Genomic DNA, 15,905 nt, shown 5'->3' on the forward strand with positions numbered 1-15,905 from the left:
CATGCTGCCACTGCAGATTCTTATCGACGGCTTTGCAATAAGTTCGCTCTATGCGTTGGGCGCAATCGGCTTCACGCTGATCTTCGGCGTGTCCGGCGTGCTCAATCTCGCGCATGGCGGCGTGATGCTGGTGGCCGCGCTGATGGGCTGGGTGCTCGCGGGCGAAGCGGGCCTCGGCACGTACCTTGGCACGCTGCTCGGCGTGCTGTCGGGAATGGTCGCCGCGTACATCACGTATTTGATGGTCGTGCGGCCCATCCAGCGGTCGGAGGCGATTCCGCGCGAGGAGAAGGAGATCTTCGTGCTGACGGGCACGCTGCTGTGGGGCATCATGATCCAGCAGGGCATGGCGTGGCTCTTCACCGACAACCCTGTGACGATGCGCCCGCTCATCAGGGGCGTCGCGAACATCGCAGGCGTGCGCACGCCGTTCAACGAGATCATCATCGCCGTCGTGTGCTGGGTCGTGATCGGCCTGCTCTGGCTGTTCGTGAACCGCACGCGGGTGGGCAAGGCACTGCTCGCGGCGTCGATGAATCCGCGCGGCCTCACGCTGCTCGGCTTCGAGCTGTCGCGCATCTACCTGCTCGCATGGACCATCTACGGCGTGCTGGCGGGCATCGCGGGCGTGCTGCTCGCATCGTTCCTCGGCGTGAGCACGAACAACGTGGGACAGCTGACTGCGAGCGCGTTTTCGATCGTCGTGCTCGGCGGACTCGGCAGCGTGTCGGGCTCGCTGATGGCCGCGTACGTCGTCGGCTATCTGGAGACGATCACCGCCTATCTCGTCGCACCGACGCTGCGGCCGTTGCCCGCGCTGATCCTGCTGGTGCTCGTCGTGTACGTCAGACCGCAAGGCTTTCTCGGACGGCGCTAACCGCACAGATGCAGACCATCATGACCGCTCCTTTCCGTTCGCGCGCAGTGTGGGCCATCGTGCTCGTCGCCATCGCGGCGACGCTGCCCTGGTGGCTGTCGGGCTACATACTCGGCGTGCTCACCGTCGGGTTCTATTTCGGTGTGTTCGCGATGTCGTGGGACCTGCTGTTCGGCTTCGCGGGCGAGGTCAACTTCGGCCCCACGTTCCTGATCGGCCTCGGCGCCTACACGGCTGCGATACTCGATGCGAACTGGGGCCCGCCCATCGCAGTTTGCGTCGCGGCAGGCGGACTCGTCGCGCTGATCGGCGGGCTGCTGCTCGCGGTGCCCGCACTGCGTTTGCGCGGACCGTACTTCGGGCTCGTCACGCTGGTCGCAGTGCTTCTGCTGCAAAACTCGATCGTGATTTTCGCGGGCGTGACGGGCGGCGAGATCGGCATGATGGTGCCCGACGTGATGTCGGTGGATGCCTCGCACAACTACTGGATCGCGCTCGCCTTCCTGATCGTCTGCGCGATCATGCTGTTCGGGCTGTCGCGTTCCGCGATCGGCCTGATCCTGCAGGCGAGCGGCCAGGACACGATCGGCGCGCAGGCGCTCGGCTTCAACGTGACCAAGCACAAGCTCGCGGCGTTCTGCATCAGCGCGGTGTTCTCCGGCGTCGCGGGCGCGATGCTCGTGTTCTATCAGGGCACAGCGTCCGTCAGCACGGTGGTGGATATCGGCATCGGCGTGCAGATCATCATCGCAGCAGTGCTCGGCGGCCGCCGCACGATACTCGGCGCCGTGCTCGGCTCGATCTTCCTGATCGTCGCGGGCGAATTTCTGCGTCCGCTCGGCCAGATCAACACTTTCGTGGTCGCAGCCGTCGCGCTCGCCGTGATTCTGTTCTTTCCGGACGGGCTGCTCGGCAACGTGCTGCGCGTGAGGGAGCGAGAATGAGCGATTCACCCCGTCTCGCCGTACGCGGGATCACCAAGCGCTTTGGCGGGCTCGTCGCGGTGAAGGACATCGGCTTCGACATACGGCCCGGCGAAATTCTCGGCCTGATCGGCCCGAACGGCTCGGGCAAGTCGACCGTGATGAAACTGATCATGGGCATCGAGCGGCCCAATGCGGGATCGGTGAAGGTCGACGGAGTGGAGATGGCGGGCTGGGCGCCGCACCGGATCGCGCGCGCGGGCGTGGGCATCGTGTTCCAGCACTCGCGGCCGCTGCATCGGCAAACCGTGCTGGAGCACATCAAGCTCGCGCTGTTGCCGGATTCGCTGATGAAACTCGCCGCCGATCCGCACGTCAACCGGCGCGCGCGGGAGATCGCCGAGCGCGTCGGGCTCGGGGCCGTGATGCAGCGTCATCCGGCGACACTGCCTTTCGCCGATTTGCGCCGCATGGAGATGGCGAAGGCAATCGCGCGCGATCCGAAAGTCGTGCTCGTCGACGAGCCGTTCGCGGGTCTGACGGCAGCGGAATCGGTGGCGTTCTCCGAGCTGATTCGCGGCTTTCGCGCGGAGGGGCGCGCGGTGCTGCTCGTCGATCACAACGTGAAGAGTCTCGCGGCGCTCGCCGACCGCGTGCTCGCGATGTACCTCGGCGAGCACGTCGCCGAGGGCACGGCCGACGAGGTCATGCAAAACGAAACCGTGCGCCGCGTTTATCTGGGCGGCAAGATCGAGACGCGCGAGAGGCCGCCGGGCGACATGAGCGCGAGGCCGAATGTGCTTCAGGTCGAGGACGTCGGCGTGCTGTACGGCAAGGCGCGCGCGCTCGACGGCGTGAGCCTTCATGTGCACGAGGGCGAGTTCGTGTCAGTCGTGGGGCTCAACGGCGCGGGCAAGACCACGCTCTTCAACGCGCTCTCGGGGCTCGTGCCTTATCAGGGGACGATCCGTTTCGGCGGTCAGGACCTGAAAGGGATGAGCGGCGCGGCGATCGCGCGCGCGGGCGTCGTGCAATGCCCGGAGACCCGTGAGCTGTTCAGCGACATGACGGTGCGCGAGAACCTCGACCTGGGCGGCTACCATCTCGCCGACGCGGGACGTGAAGAACAGCTCGCGTGGCTCTTCGAGTTGTTCCCGATCCTCAAGTCGCGCCAGGGACAAACGGCGCGCACGCTGTCGGGCGGCGAGCAGCAGATGCTCGCGATCGCCCGAGCGCTGATGATGCAGCCGAAGCTGCTGATCCTCGACGAGCCGACGCTCGGCCTCGCGCCCGTGATTCTGGAGCAGTTGTCGCGTGCGATGGAGAAGTTGCAGAAGACGACGCCCATCACTGTGCTGCTGGGCGAACAGAACGTCACATTCGCGCTGCCTCACGCGGACCGCGTGTATGTGCTCGAGCACGCGCGCATCGTCTGGGAAGGCACGCCGTCGCGCTTCGAGCGCGAAATGGGCCGAGGCTTTCTCGAAGCGGTTCCGGGCGAACCTTCGCAGATGGACGGATGCGATGCACGGGTGAGGATCAGCGGGTGATCGGGGACCGCCACTTGCTCAAACCCCGTCATTCGCGAACACGCTGTTCTCGGGTTCCGCATCGGTTTCGTCGACGCATTGCACATGCCATTGGCCGACGACGGGCGCATGATGCGCATGCCGATACCACAGCGCGTGGCCCGATTCGCCTTCGAACGGACCTTCCGCCGAAGTCAGATCGAGCCCCGGCAGCTCGCAAAACGGATGCACGCCCGCAGCGTCATTGACACGCGTGCTGCCCTTCGAAGAGACCAGCGTCCCCCATTGCGGAACATCAATCACGGCATGTCCCTCGCGCGACCATTTACGCGTTTCGCGGTCGAGCCAGAGAATCGCATAGACGGCGGGATCGGGGCATTCGAATGTATCGAGGTGGATGGTGATTCTCATCGATCGCTCCTTTATGGGCAGGATTCGGGACTCTTGCAACGCGCGCATCATGGGGACAATGACCCATTCGATCAGCGTATGCGCATCTTGCGCGAAAAGCGGGCCGCCGCGCTCGGCGGGCAATGGCATGGCCATATCGCACCAGTGCGCGCGACCGCCCATCCGCAGCTTGTGTTCGAGCTTGGCCGTCGCGTTCGGCGCGCCGCGATAGCGGTCCGCGATCTGATGAAACGACGGCGGAAGAAACGGCGCATCCGACGTATGGCAGAACATGCGATGCTGCTGACCGACCCGTTCCGTCGGTTCGTTGCGCTGCGCGAGCGCGGTCTGCGATGTCGCCAGCAACACGTTGCACGCGCAAACAAGCAACACAGGTAAACGCGCGCGGATCACGTTGAAGCCTCCTGGTTGGCTGACAGCTTCAATCTATCGCGCGACGCATGGATGCCCTTGAGCCAGGTCAACGGAGGCCGTGAGAGCGGCGCGATCGCTGGCGATCACGACGCGTGTCAAAACACCACGACGGCAGGTCAACGTTCCAGACAGCCCCATCGAGACGACAATGAACCCGTACCGCGGTGCAGGGCTAAATATCGTTCTCGTCGTCGAACAGCTTGTGGCAGATTGCGTAGCGCACGAGTCCGTTCTCGTTCGGCATCTGCATCTTTTCGAGCACGCGCGTCTTGTGCGTGCTGACGGGTCTTGACGCTCACGCACAGCTCATTGGCGATTTCGGTGAGGCTCTGTCCCGCGACGATGCGCCGGAACACACGTCGAACTCGCGGTCGGACAGTCGTTGCTGCAACGCCATTTCGAGGCGCGGATGCGCGCGAGCGCTCGTATCGAGGTGAACGAGGATGCTTTTGTAGCTCATCGTCATAGCTCCATGACAGAACGGGATGAACGGGCGCGAGCCCGATGCTGAAATCGAGTCTATGAGCCGAACACGCGGCGCCGTCGACGCATGTCAATCGCGCCCGTTTTGCGTAGGCGATTGATACAGGTCAACCGGTAGCCGCCGAGCGCTAATACAGTGGGACCAGCGAAGCCCTTGGCGAAGGCATTGCATACGGCGTCGCGCCGGCGCATGGCGACGCCCTGGTTGTTCGAAGTCAAGCCTGTCCGGCCGCGCAAGTCCGGACTGGACAGCGTGCAACCGTTGTATTGGTCACAGGAGAAATGCGATATGAAAGCACTCGTTTATCACGGCCCTGGCGAGAAGTCGCTCGACGAGCGTCCGATGCCCGAACTCTCGGCGCCCACCGACGCGATCGTGAAAGTCACGCGCACCACCATCTGCGGCACGGACCTTCACATCCTGAAGGGCGACGTGCCGACCTGCGAGCCTGGCCGCATTCTCGGGCATGAAGGCGTGGGCATCGTCCATAGCGTGGGCAGCGCGGTGAGCGGGCTATCGGTCGGCGATCACGTGCTGATCTCGTGCATCTCGTCGTGCGGGCAATGCGAGTATTGCCGGCGAGGCATGTACTCGCATTGCGCGACGGGCGGCTGGATTCTCGGCCACCGGATCGACGGAACGCAGGCCGAATATGTGCGCATCCCGCATGCGCAGACCAGTCTTTACCGCATTCCGCCGGGGCTCGACGAAGAGGCGCTCGTCATGCTCTCCGACATCCTGCCGACGGGCTTCGAATGCGGCGTGCTCAACGGCAAGGTTCAGCCGGGCAGCACGGTCGCCATCGTCGGCGCGGGACCGATCGGACTCGCGTCGCTGCTGACGGCGCAGTTCTACTCGCCCGCGCAGATCATCGTGATCGACCCGGACGCCAATCGCCTGGCAGTCGCGCAGCGATTCGGCGCGACGGCTTGCGTCAACAACTCGCACGCCGATGCCGTCGCGGAAGTGATGAAGCTGACTGAATCCGTGGGCGTCGATTGCGTGATCGAAGCGGTCGGCATTCCCGCGACGTTCGAGCTTTGCCAGGGGCTCGTTGCACCGGGCGGCACGATTGCGAATGTCGGCGTGCATGGGGTCAAGTGCGATCTGCATCTGGAAAAGCTGTGGGATCGCAACATCGCGATCACCACGCGTCTCGTCGATACCGTCAGCACGCCGATGTTGCTGAAGACGGTGAAAGCGGGACGCCTCGACCCCGCACAACTGATCACGCATCGCTTTCAGCTCGTCGACATTCTTGCCGCGTATGAGACGTTTGCGCACGCCGCCAACACGCATGCGCTCAAGGTGCTGATCGAGGCATCGTAGTGCGAGCTGGCGCTTTCGTCGACGCGTCACGCGTGTCTCCCGCCAACGGGTCCTGTCTCGCGTCGCCGTGCGGGATTGCGGACGCGTCTCTTTCGACATCGCGCCAGAAGTCGCACAGGCCGGGATGCACGGCGTCGCGCCAGCGTTCGCCCGTAAAGAGATCGTAGTGATTGCAGCGTGGGACGGTGATCTTCCCACCCGCCCGCGCGCGCGACGTATTGCACAGGTCGTGCGCGCAATGCGTTTGCCCTTCGCCCGCGATGTCGTCGTGGTCGCCTTCTATCGTGCACAGAGACGTATCGCGAAGCGCGTCCGTCGTTACGTGCCGTCCCGCGACGGACCATGTCTGCTGCGGCAGCAGATGTTCATGAAACACGACGCGAATAATGTCGAGGAAATAGCATTCCGCCATGTCCAGCACGGCGGCGTACTCGTTCAGCGAACGCAACGCGTTCAGCGCGCCGGGCATGTCGCCTGCGAGCCAGCTCGCCCAGTAACGGCCTTCGAGGCGCAGATGCCGTTCCGGGTGCGCGGCGTTGATGGCCGCCTGCTGCACGAAGCCCGGATACACGCGCCGTCCGGCTCCCCGATACGGCGCGGGCACGGCGTCGATCGCGTGGGTGCGAAACCAGTCGAGCGTGTGCGAACGTGCGAAGCGGTCTATGAGCGTCGGATGCAGACGCGTATCGATCGGCCCTCCCAGCAGCGCGACGCTGGCGAATGGAGCGTCCTGCGAGCTCGCGAGCAAGGCGGCCGCCGCGAGCGTCGGAACGGTCCCCTGGCAGACGGCCATGACGTGCACGGGCGTTCCGTGCGCGCGAGCGGTGCGCACGAAACGTTCGAGCGCGAGCACGTAATCGTCGAGCGGCAGAGGGCCGGCTTCGGGTGGCACGTCGCGGGCGTCGGCCCAGTCGGTGATATACACGTCGCGGTGTTCGAGCAACGTTTCGACAGTTTCCCGCATCATCACGGCGTGATGGCCGGCGAGCGGCGAGCAGAGTATGACGGGCCACTTCCCGGCCGCCTCCGGCGCGATGCGGTTGCGCGTGAACTTGCGCAGCGTGCCGACGGGCAGCGTATCGGCGATGGATTCATCGATGGGAATCCAGCTTTCGTCAGTCGTGACGTCGCCCGCGACGGCATCGATCGCGAACGGCGGCGCCTGCTCGAACGCACATGTGGATCTGAGAATCCAGTCGCGGAACGCACTCGCCGCTTCCGTGGGCATCGCCCAAGGCGCTTGCGCAGCGGGCGTGCACGCCGATTCTTCCGGCAGCCTTTCGGCCATCGCCCGAGTCAGGCGTCGTTGTGCATCGATGAGGGCGTACCACATGATCGGCTCTGTGCATCCGTCGATAGCGCAGGTAGCGTTGCATACGGCGAAAGCCTGAGCATACATCGCGTGCAGCGTGAGGACGAGCGCGACGCAGCGACTGTTGCGCACGCGCTCGCGTGTCCGTGCGCGCGCGGTGTCATGAGCGCGCGTGGACGGATGGCGTGTCGGGCTCGCCGAGCAGGCGGCCGAGGATGCGCGGCGTCACATCGTCGACCCTCGGGAATCGGGGCAAAGCGAGCAACGTCGAAAAACTTTTCGACGCGACGCGAGCTCAGCGTGAACCCCGCGACATAGCCTATCTCTCGCGCAATGCGCATAACGTCGACGTCGCAAATGCCGAATGGCCAGGCGAGCATGTCGACGTGCGCGCCGAGTTCGGCTTCGATCTGCTCGCGTGGATCTTGCAGGCGTGCCGTCGCGAGCGGGCTGAGATGCAAAGAAAGGACGATGAGCGACATGCTCACCGCGACGTTGAATCCCGCTGTCGACATGTCGATGTCCGTCGATCGCACCGTCGATACGCTCAAGCTCCGATGCGAAGCGGCGCAACGCGATCCGGGCGGCGGAGGGACCAATGTCGCGCGCGTGCTCCACCGCGTGGGCGCGCGCCATGCGGCGCTTTTTCTCGCGGGCTGCGATCATGGCCGGACGCTGTGCAGCCCGAAAAGCGCGCCGTGTTTTCACAACGACACGTCTAGGACTTGCGGACCCACGTCTCGCCTTCCTTGTCATATGAACGTTTGACGGCCGCCCACGCGATCCGGTGAGCCGCCTCTTCGCGGCGCGGATCGGCGGCATGCGCTTCGAACGCGTGATTGAACGCGGCGCGATAGATATCCTGGGCATGTGAGGGAAGGTGATCCCGGACGGACGCCGGAAGTTCCTCGTTTGTCTGATAAGGCATCGCATCTCCTGTTGGACAGGCCGTGAACGCGTGACACGCCTGGACAGAAACCCATGATGCTTTGACGCTTCGCGCGTCTCTGCAAGACACGGCAAGCATCGCGCTGCCCGCGCCGATCCCGCTTCCTCCGTCCGAACGGGGCACGCCAGAAGTGGCCCGCGGTTCAAATGGATTTGACAACCGACGGCTAGCTAATGATCGGTCGGTGCATCAGCGTGTGCAGTCTGCGGCGCAAACTTCATTCCACGTGGGCGGTCGGCTCGCACGCGCGTCGAGATCGGCAGTTGTCCATGCTGTTCGCGTTTTCCGGAGTGCCATGTACAAGGCTTCGATCCTTCGCGTCAGACTGCTCGTGCTTTTGCTGGCGAGCCTTGCGGTACTATCGAGCGCGGCCATTGGACAGACACGGCCGCAGACGACTACGTTGGACAGCCTCGCCGTCGGGGTGATCGAAGGAGGCTGGCCCCCGATTTTGATCGTGAACAACGGTCGGCTGTCCGGCGCCGCATTCGATTTCCTGAAGGCCGTACTGGACCCGCATGCGCTGCAGACGTTCCGCGCCAGCGTCCTGGCGGGCGATGCGGCGCAGTACGTCGCGGCAGGCGAACGGATGCCGCGCAGTTGCGGGAGATTGCCGCGCATCTCGCGCGTCAGTGAAACGAAAACGGCACTGGGGAATCCTGCGTCGCGCGCGCGACGGCATAAGTGGCCGCCTGCACGCGCGAGCTGAGCTTCAGCTTGCGCAGAATGTGCTGCACGTGAATCTTGACGGTCGTTTCCGCAATGTTCATCGCACGCGCGATCTCCTTGTTCGTGCGTCCTTGTGCGACTTGCGCGAGGATTTGCTCTTCGCGCGGCGACAGATTGCGGATCGGGTCTTCTTCGGATGACGCTTTTTCGTCCTTGCCTTGCAACGACTGAAACGCGGTGACGAGCTTGCTGGTCATCTCCGGGCTGACGGTCGATTCGCCTGCCATCGTTCGCACGATCGCCGTGGCCATCACATCGCTGTCGACGGTCTTCAGCAGATAGCCGCGCGCACCGCCGCGCAGCGCCGCAGCCAGATCGCTTTCGTCCTCGCTCACGGTCAGCATCAGCACGCGCGCCTGTGGTGCCGCTTCGAGAAGCCCCGGCAGCGCATCCACGCCGTTGACGCCCGGCAGATGGTTGTCGAGCAGGATGATGTCCGGTCGCGTTTCGGCGGCGCGTCGATAGGCCTCGCCGGCATCGCCCGCCTCGGCGACCACTTCGAAGCGCGAGTCGGCTCTCAACAGCGCGATGACGCCGCGCCGGAACAGCGTGTGATCGTCGACCACGAGTACGCGGATCAATGTCGGGTCTGTCATGCTGCCAGCCTCCTGCGTTCGGGCAAGGTGAGTACGATGCACGTTCCCGATCCGGGCATCGAGTCGATTGAAACGGCCGCGCCGATGCGCTCGGCCCGCTCGTGCATGATCCGCAAGCCGATATGCCGATCGTTCTGCACTGCGCAGCTGACGAAGCCGCATCCGTTGTCGCGGACCGTCACGCGCCATTGCGGTTCCTGCTGCACGTCGAGCCACACTTCGGTTGCGTGAGCGTGCTTGCGGATGTTCGACAGCGCTTCCTGAACGACGTGCAGCACCTGCACCTGGACATCGGCCGGCAGCGGCACGCCGTGTCCTTCGACGGACAGATGTGTCGCGAGCCCCGTCTGGTGCTCGAACTTTTGCAGCGTCGTGCGCAGCGCGGGAATGACGTCTTCGCCGCTCGTGCGCGTGCGGAAATTCAGCAACAGCTCGCGGACGTCGGACAAGCTCTCGTGAATGCCGGCATCGAGTTCGCACACAGTCCGCTCGACACGCGGCTCGTCCGCATGTTTGAGCGCGCCGCGCAACAGGCCGATCTGGATCTTCATGAAGGCGAGGCTTTGCGCGATCGAGTCGTGCATTTCGCGCGCAAGCAGATTGCGCTCAGCAGCGACGGCCGCTTCGCGTTCCAGCGCCCCCGCGCGCAGGCCTTCAAGCGCGACGGCAAGATGGCTCCCCATCGTTTCGATCAACACGCGGTCCTCGTCCGTCAGCGTCGCGGGGGTGTTGAAGAACAGATCCAGCTCGCCGACCATCCGGTCCTGCAATTTGACGGGCACGCCGATCACCGTGCTGAAACCGGCTTTCGAGCAATGCCCGAGCGGGCCGGGATGATCCGGGCGGATAGAAATCACGCGCGTGCTTGCTTGCGCGTGCTGCTGGCCGCAATGGCATCCGCCCGTCGGAATGCATTTTTCGCTTTCGGAAATTTCCGTCGGCAGGCCGTCGGACGCCACGAGCAGGTAGCGCTGGTTGGCTTCGTCGGTCCATCGCACGGCGGTCGCATCGGCTTTCACCGCCAGCCGCGCCAGTCTCGCAAAGCCGCTCGCGAGTTCGTCGAACGTCGCCGCGTGCGCAGCAAACGCGCTTGCCTCATAGAGCGTGCTCAGCCGCGCATTTTGCGCGGCGAGCCGTTCGGTCTTTTCCTCGACTTTCACCTCCAGGTTCTGATAAAGCTCCTGGAGCGTTTCGGCCATCCGGTTGAAGCCTTCGGACAGCGTGCCGAATTCGTCGTTCGAGTCGACTTTGACGCGCGCTGCCAGATCGCCTTCCCGCACGCGAGCGAGTCCCGTCTTGAGCCGTTCCAGCGGATTGAACACGAAGATATAGGCCGAATAAAGCAGCGTGACCGCGCTGGCAATCGTCAAGCCGATCATGAAAACCTGCAGCATATTCAGGATCGCGGTCAGATAGGACACACGCCCCTCGATGGCCGACACGAGCCGATCGATATGCTTGACAAACTCCTCGGCCTCGGCGGCCGCCTGCGCCGAGTCGGGCGCGGGGGAAGCGGTCCAATGGCTGCGCACCACCGTCCATGCGCGCTGCACGTCCGCGAAGGCTGCCGTCGAGCGCGCGTCGTGCGGCACGAACAGTGGCCGCGCCGGATCGCCGTTGCGCAGCAGCGCGACGCTTTGCTCGAACTGATCGGCTTGCGCGTTGATGTGCGCGGGATCGCCGCGCGCGAGCGTTTGCGCGAGCCGCCAGGTTTGCATGCGCATGCGGCCCGCTTCGTTGACGGCGGCCGCGCCGCCTTCGAGCTGCCAGCTTGCCCATAGCGTGTAGCCGATCGAAACGGATGCCGCAAGCAGCAGCAAACCGCCGATGATGCCTAGCTTTGCCGCGAGAGTCTGGAACTTTTTCATTGACGTCGATGGGTGGCTCGGAACCGTCTGCCGCGAACTCCGCTAACGGTCGACATCCAGAAACCTTCTCTTGACAATGTGCCTTCGCCTGGTCGAGAGAAGTCTGATCCAGATCAAGCGTTTGCTAGTTGTGTCGTCAGGCTGGTTGCTCTGGCGACATCGGGCGGCAAAGCGGTTGCGGGTGACATGGCGCGTCGAACGACGCATGACCCAGGACGGGAGGTCGCTACGCCTGCGCGAACAGTCCGAGCGGACGATGCGTGACGGCAACCGACACGATCAGCAGATACAGCGCGATCGCGCATCCGAGGCTCACGCATCGGACGAACCGGGTGCGGCCGTGTTTCAGCGCAAACGATCCAGCCACGATATAGGCGACGAGCATGAGCAGCTTGGCGCCAAGCCATGCGTCCCGTACGGGATTCAGATGCAGCATGAGCCACAACGCGCCGCCCGCTGCCAGCAGTGACGTGTCGATCACATAGCTGAGCCGTCGCCAGCCCGGACGCGTCGGCCAGGCTCGCCCGGTCAGCACAGCCGCGCCGCGCGTCGCGAACAGCAGGCCGCTGCCGGTGACGAACGACACATGAGCGAGCTTCACATACGGATAAAGTTCGATCAACGGCATGGAATGGACAAGGGGGCAAGGGCTTCGATAGGGCGGGTTACTGGACGAGCGGCGTTGCGGCCGCTTCGATATCGACGCCGATGATATCCGCATGCGCGGCCTCGAGGCTGACATACTGACGCACTGCCGTCGAAAACGCCAACTGCCGCAGCGTCTGCGCGACGGCTGCGCGCACCGTCTCGAACTCTTGCTGCGCGCCGGGCTTGCGTGCGAGGACTTCCACCACATGCAGGCCAAAGCGGCTATGCACGAGCCGTGGCAACACGCCGATCTCCGTCTGGCCGAAAAGTTGTGCGGCGAATTCGGGCGCGCATTCGTCGGTGGCGAGCCAACCCAGGTCGCCGCCCTCAGCGCCGCTCGGGCAATTCGACAACTCGGCCGCGGCGCGTGCGAAACGGTCGTCGTTGTCGGCGTCGCTGCATCGCACGTCGAGCAGACACGCTTCCGCCCGCTGACGAAGCGCGTTGACGTCGACGCCTTGCGTCACGGCGAACAGCACATGCCGGGCATGCACGCGTTCGCCCACCGCATAGCGCGCGGGATGAGCGGCGTAGTACCGGCGGCACGCGTCGTCGGCCGGTTCCGGCACGTGCAGCACGCGTTCGAGCAGCGCGTCGATGGCGGCCGTCGCCGCGGGGCTGGTTGCCCCGTCCCCGGATGCGCGGTCGTCGGCGTCGAGCAGTCCTTGCGCGATGGCCGCCTGCCGCAATAGTTCGGTGCAGGCGCGTTGACGCAGCGTTCCGGCGTCGAGCACTTCATCCGGACGATGAAGTGCGACGCCATTGACCGTTGCGACGTCCGGCAGATCGTTCTGCATGTTCGCCTCCCTGAGTTCAGAGCTTGCGGGCCGACTGACCACGCGACGGCAGGTTCAGCCGACGCGAGCGTACGAGCTGGTAAGGCCGGAACACATAAGCCACCGATGCGAAGCCGCTCCACACGTGCACGAGCCGGCTGAACGGGAACAGCAGGAAGATCGTCATGCCGAGCACGATGTGCAGCCTGAACGGCCACTCGACTTCAAGCAGTCCGCTCGCATCCGGGCGGAATGTCACGATCCGCTGGGCCCAGTCGGCGAGCACGAGCATCGTGTGCGCGTCCGCGCGGTCGGCAAACGAGAAAGGCAGCGTGATAAGGCCGAGGCACAGTTGCAGCCACAGGATCACGAGAATCGCGATATCCGTGCGGCGGCTCGTGAGCCGGATGCGCGGATCGGACAGGCGCCGATGAAGGAGCAGTGTCAGTCCGACGAAGCAGATGAGTCCCGCCGTTCCGCCAGAAACGATCGCCAGCAATTGCTTGTGCTGCGCGCTGATGAACGGCTCGTAGAGCGCATGCGGCGTCAGCAGGCCAACCGTGTGCCCGAACAGCAGGAACAGGATGCCGATGTGAAACAGGTTGCTGCCCCAGCGCAGCTGCCCGGCCCGCAAGAGCTGGGACGAATCGCTCTTCCACGTGTACTGGTCGCGATCGAAGCGGATAAGACAGCCCAACAGGAACACGGCGAGGCACAGGTACGGATAGACGCCGAAGAAGAAGTTGTGCACGGGGTTCATGCCGATGCTCCTTGCTCAGGTTGCGTATGAAGTTGCGTATGAGCTTGCGTATGAGGTTGCGTAAAAGGTTGCATGCAGGATTGCGTTTGAAGAGACGAGCGCGCGTCTCTGACGATGCGCACGGGCTGCGGCTCGCCGGGGCGTCGCTGGCCCTGGGACGAGCAGCCGTCGAAGGCGGCGGGCTCGCTCCATGTTTCGTCGAGGCCCGGCTCTTGCGGCAGTTCGACGGCGCGCGCCTGTTCTCCCGCGAGATCGAGCAGCGCGGCCAGCACGCTCGCATACGCGCTTTGCCGCCTGGTCAATGCGCTGTACAGGTTGCGCAGGATATGCGCGACTTCGCCGAGCAGGCCCTTCGCGGATTCAGGCGGCTGCGTCGATGCATATTCGAGCAGCACGGTCAGATGATCGGGCAGTTCATCCGACGCGAGATACAGCCCCGCCTGCTCGTAGGTCTGGATCAGGTCGATCATCGCCGGCCCGCGCTCACGCGAGTCGCCGTGCACGTGCTCGAACAGATGCAGCGCAGTGCCGCGGCCGCGATCGAACAGGTCGACGTAAGCGGCCTCGGTGTCGAAGCCGTCGTCGCGCAGCAGCGTGTCGATGAGCGAGTCGATCTCGCCACGCCGTTGCTCGCAGAGCGTGTCTTGCGCATGCAGCGCGTCGCGCATCTCGGGCAGGGCCGCTCGCAACGCCGCATCCGGATAGTCGAGCAGATGGGCGAGCACGCGCAGCGTCGTCTTGAGCGAAGGCTGATCGGTATGGATGGTCGACATCGCTCAGACCTCCACGCGAATCGGAATCGTGCGCTTCTTCTCGCTTCCGAACAGGCTCGTTTCCGTCACGCCCTCGGAGCAGCCGTTGCCGAAGCTGAACCCGCAGCCGCCGCGTACATTGAACGCGTTCTCCGCATATTCGCGGTGCGACGTCGGAATGACGAAGCGGTCTTCGTAGTTCGCGATGGCCATCACGCGATACATCTCGTCGACTTCCGCGACGCTGAGTCCGACCTGCCGGAGCACCGCGTGGTTTTCGCGTCCGTCGACGTGACGGCCCCGCTGCCACGCGCGCATGGCCAGCATGCGTTCGAGCGCGCGTACGACGGGCGCTGTGTCGCCGGCCGTGAGGAGGTTCGCGAGATATCGAACGGGAACGCGCAACTGGCTCACGTCCGGGATTTCGCCGTTCGCGCTCACGTGCCCGGCGTTCGCGGCAGCCGTGATGGGCGAGAGGGGCGGCACATACCAGACCATCGGCAGCGTGCGGTACTCGGGGTGCAACGGCAGCGCGACCTGCCACTCGACAGCCATCTTGTAGACAGGGCTCGCGCGCGCCGCGTCGAGCCAGTTCCGCGGCACGCCGTCCTTGAGCGCCTGCGCGATCACGGCGGGATCATGCGGATCGAGAAAGACGTTAAGCTGGGCCTGATACAGGTCCTTGTCGTGCTCGACGCTCGCCGCCTGTTCGATGCGATCGGCGTCATAGAGCAGCACGCCCAGATAGCGGATGCGCCCGACGCAGGTTTCCGAGCAGACTGTTGGCTGGCCGGCCTCGATGCGCGGATAGCAGAAGATGCATTTCTCCGCCTTGCCGCTCTTCCAGTTGTAGTAGATCTTCTTGTACGGACAGCCGCTCACGCACATGCGCCAGCCCCGGCACTTGTCCTGATCGATCAGCACGATGCCGTCTTCTTCGCGCTTGTAGATCGAGCCCGACGGGCACGACGCGACGCACGCCGGGTTCAGGCAGTGCTCGCACAGGCGCGGCAGATACATCATGAAGGTGTTCTCGAACTGGCCGTAGATGTCCTTCTGGATATCGTCGAAATTGCGGTCCTTGCTGCGCTTGCTGAATTCGCCGCCGAGAATCTCTTCCCAGTTCGGCCCCCAGACGATCTTCTCCATGCGCTGCCCGGTGATCAGGCTACGCGGCCGCGCAGTGGGCGCCGCCTTCATTTCGGGCGCGCGATGCAGGTGGTCGTAGTCGAACGTGAAGGGCTCGTAGTAGTCGTCGATCTGCGGCAGATTCGGGTTCGCGAAGATCTTCATCAGCAGCTTCCACTTCGCGCCCTGACGCGGCGCGATCGAACCGTCCGCGCGGCGCTCCCAGCCGCCGTTCCACTTGTCCTGGTTTTCCCATTCCTTCGGGTAGCCGATACCCGGTTTCGTCTCGACGTTGTTGAACCATGCGTATTCGACCCCTGGCCGGCTGGTCCACACGTTCTTGCAGGTCACGCTGCAGGTATGGCATCCGATGCACTTGTCGAGATTCAGCACCATGCCGATCTGTGCGCGTACTTTCAT

At 64.4% G+C, this 15,905-nt stretch carries 14 protein-coding genes and 2 pseudogenes; 4 read left to right on the plus strand and 12 right to left on the minus strand.

Features of this window, described 5'->3' with window-relative positions; genetic code table 11:
- Position 1 precedes the first annotated feature (1 nt).
- The 3 genes from AB4Y32_RS20470 to AB4Y32_RS20480 are packed head-to-tail and all read left to right on the plus strand — an operon-like array spanning position 2 to position 3,350.
- The gene (locus AB4Y32_RS20470; protein WP_368723091.1) at positions 2 to 877 is read left to right on the plus strand and encodes a branched-chain amino acid ABC transporter permease; all 876 of its coding nucleotides are present in this window, start codon (positions 2 to 4) and stop codon (positions 875 to 877) included.
- Positions 878 to 897: 20 nt separating this feature from the next.
- Positions 898 to 1,821 (plus strand): branched-chain amino acid ABC transporter permease, encoded by a 924-nt coding sequence (locus tag AB4Y32_RS20475; protein WP_368723092.1) that lies wholly within the window; start codon positions 898 to 900, stop codon positions 1,819 to 1,821.
- A complete protein-coding gene (locus AB4Y32_RS20480; RefSeq protein ID WP_368723093.1) occupies positions 1,818 to 3,350 on the plus strand; it encodes an ATP-binding cassette domain-containing protein in 1,533 nt (510 codons plus the stop codon). The genes AB4Y32_RS20475 and AB4Y32_RS20480 overlap by 4 nt, the downstream gene beginning before the upstream one ends.
- A gap of 18 nt (positions 3,351 to 3,368) precedes the next feature.
- On the opposite strand, the gene AB4Y32_RS20485 is transcribed toward AB4Y32_RS20480, so the two are convergent.
- The 3 genes and pseudogenes from AB4Y32_RS20485 to AB4Y32_RS20495 form a co-directional block, all read right to left on the minus strand.
- Positions 3,369 to 3,740, minus strand: coding sequence for a DUF3564 domain-containing protein (locus tag AB4Y32_RS20485; RefSeq protein ID WP_368723148.1), 372 nt, complete (start codon positions 3,738 to 3,740; stop codon positions 3,369 to 3,371).
- A gap of 57 nt (positions 3,741 to 3,797) precedes the next feature.
- Positions 3,798 to 4,133 (minus strand): annotated as a pseudogene (locus tag AB4Y32_RS20490) (c-type cytochrome); the annotation flags it as partial.
- 193 nt (positions 4,134 to 4,326) lie between these two features.
- Positions 4,327 to 4,539: pseudogene (locus AB4Y32_RS20495) on the minus strand (response regulator transcription factor); the annotation flags it as partial.
- A gap of 387 nt (positions 4,540 to 4,926) precedes the next feature.
- Here AB4Y32_RS20495 and AB4Y32_RS20500 point away from each other — a divergent pair.
- Positions 4,927 to 5,967 carry a zinc-dependent alcohol dehydrogenase family protein gene (locus AB4Y32_RS20500; RefSeq protein ID WP_368723094.1) on the plus strand — a complete coding sequence of 347 codons (1,041 nt, stop codon included), beginning with the start codon at positions 4,927 to 4,929 and terminating at the stop codon, positions 5,965 to 5,967.
- On the opposite strand, the gene phaZ is transcribed toward AB4Y32_RS20500, so the two are convergent.
- From phaZ to narH, 9 genes are all read right to left on the minus strand, one after another.
- On the minus strand, positions 5,942 to 7,300 hold the full coding sequence (phaZ, locus tag AB4Y32_RS20505; protein ID WP_368723095.1) for a polyhydroxyalkanoate depolymerase: 1,359 nt from the start codon (positions 7,298 to 7,300) through the stop codon (positions 5,942 to 5,944). The genes AB4Y32_RS20500 and phaZ overlap by 26 nt on opposite strands.
- 697 nt (positions 7,301 to 7,997) lie before the next feature.
- Entirely contained in the window at positions 7,998 to 8,207 is a 210-nt protein-coding gene (locus AB4Y32_RS20515) for a ChaB family protein (protein WP_087737442.1), read from the minus strand.
- A gap of 650 nt (positions 8,208 to 8,857) precedes the next feature.
- Positions 8,858 to 9,553 (minus strand): response regulator, encoded by a 696-nt coding sequence (locus AB4Y32_RS20520; protein ID WP_368723096.1) that lies wholly within the window; start codon positions 9,551 to 9,553, stop codon positions 8,858 to 8,860.
- The gene (locus tag AB4Y32_RS20525) at positions 9,550 to 11,421 is read right to left on the minus strand and encodes a type IV pili methyl-accepting chemotaxis transducer N-terminal domain-containing protein (protein WP_368723097.1); all 1,872 of its coding nucleotides are present in this window, start codon (positions 11,419 to 11,421) and stop codon (positions 9,550 to 9,552) included. Before AB4Y32_RS20525 ends, AB4Y32_RS20520 begins: the two co-directional genes overlap by 4 nt.
- A 226-nt stretch (positions 11,422 to 11,647) precedes the next feature.
- A complete protein-coding gene (locus tag AB4Y32_RS20530) occupies positions 11,648 to 12,049 on the minus strand; it encodes a SirB2 family protein (protein WP_368723098.1) in 402 nt (133 codons plus the stop codon).
- Positions 12,050 to 12,086: 37 nt separating this feature from the next.
- Positions 12,087 to 12,866 carry a peptidylprolyl isomerase gene (locus AB4Y32_RS20535; RefSeq protein ID WP_368723099.1) on the minus strand — a complete coding sequence of 260 codons (780 nt, stop codon included), beginning with the start codon at positions 12,864 to 12,866 and terminating at the stop codon, positions 12,087 to 12,089.
- Positions 12,867 to 12,882: 16 nt separating this feature from the next.
- Positions 12,883 to 13,605, minus strand: coding sequence for a respiratory nitrate reductase subunit gamma (gene narI, locus AB4Y32_RS20540; RefSeq protein WP_368723100.1), 723 nt, complete (start codon positions 13,603 to 13,605; stop codon positions 12,883 to 12,885).
- Entirely contained in the window at positions 13,602 to 14,378 is a 777-nt protein-coding gene (gene narJ / locus AB4Y32_RS20545) for a nitrate reductase molybdenum cofactor assembly chaperone (protein ID WP_368723101.1), read from the minus strand. Before narJ ends, narI begins: the two co-directional genes overlap by 4 nt.
- Positions 14,379 to 14,381: 3 nt before the next feature.
- Complete coding sequence (gene narH / locus AB4Y32_RS20550) at positions 14,382 to 15,905, minus strand: nitrate reductase subunit beta (protein ID WP_368723149.1); 1,524 nt, start codon at positions 15,903 to 15,905, stop codon at positions 14,382 to 14,384.

The organism is Paraburkholderia phymatum, assembly GCF_040965635.1.
Classification (GTDB): domain Bacteria; phylum Pseudomonadota; class Gammaproteobacteria; order Burkholderiales; family Burkholderiaceae; genus Paraburkholderia; species Paraburkholderia phymatum_B.

What these genes read in the sequence shown, in the direction of transcription:
- AB4Y32_RS20470 (WP_368723091.1), top strand. Translation starts at nt 2, where the DNA reads ATGCTGCCACTGCAGATTCTTATCGACGGCTTTGCAATAAGTTCGCTC.
- AB4Y32_RS20475 (WP_368723092.1), top strand. Translation starts at nt 898, where the DNA reads ATGACCGCTCCTTTCCGTTCGCGCGCAGTGTGGGCCATCGTGCTCGTC.
- AB4Y32_RS20480 (WP_368723093.1), top strand. Translation starts at nt 1,818, where the DNA reads ATGAGCGATTCACCCCGTCTCGCCGTACGCGGGATCACCAAGCGCTTT.
- AB4Y32_RS20485 (WP_368723148.1), bottom strand. Translation starts at nt 3,740, where the DNA reads ATGAGAATCACCATCCACCTCGATACATTCGAATGCCCCGATCCCGCC.
- AB4Y32_RS20500 (WP_368723094.1), top strand. Translation starts at nt 4,927, where the DNA reads ATGAAAGCACTCGTTTATCACGGCCCTGGCGAGAAGTCGCTCGACGAG.
- phaZ (WP_368723095.1), bottom strand. Translation starts at nt 7,300, where the DNA reads ATGTGGTACGCCCTCATCGATGCACAACGACGCCTGACTCGGGCGATG.
- AB4Y32_RS20515 (WP_087737442.1), bottom strand. Translation starts at nt 8,207, where the DNA reads ATGCCTTATCAGACAAACGAGGAACTTCCGGCGTCCGTCCGGGATCAC.
- AB4Y32_RS20520 (WP_368723096.1), bottom strand. Translation starts at nt 9,553, where the DNA reads ATGACAGACCCGACATTGATCCGCGTACTCGTGGTCGACGATCACACG.
- AB4Y32_RS20525 (WP_368723097.1), bottom strand. Translation starts at nt 11,421, where the DNA reads ATGAAAAAGTTCCAGACTCTCGCGGCAAAGCTAGGCATCATCGGCGGT.
- AB4Y32_RS20530 (WP_368723098.1), bottom strand. Translation starts at nt 12,049, where the DNA reads ATGCCGTTGATCGAACTTTATCCGTATGTGAAGCTCGCTCATGTGTCG.
- AB4Y32_RS20535 (WP_368723099.1), bottom strand. Translation starts at nt 12,866, where the DNA reads ATGCAGAACGATCTGCCGGACGTCGCAACGGTCAATGGCGTCGCACTT.
- narI (WP_368723100.1), bottom strand. Translation starts at nt 13,605, where the DNA reads ATGAACCCCGTGCACAACTTCTTCTTCGGCGTCTATCCGTACCTGTGC.
- narJ (WP_368723101.1), bottom strand. Translation starts at nt 14,378, where the DNA reads ATGTCGACCATCCATACCGATCAGCCTTCGCTCAAGACGACGCTGCGC.
- narH (WP_368723149.1), bottom strand. Translation starts at nt 15,905, where the DNA reads ATGAAAGTACGCGCACAGATCGGCATGGTGCTGAATCTCGACAAGTGC.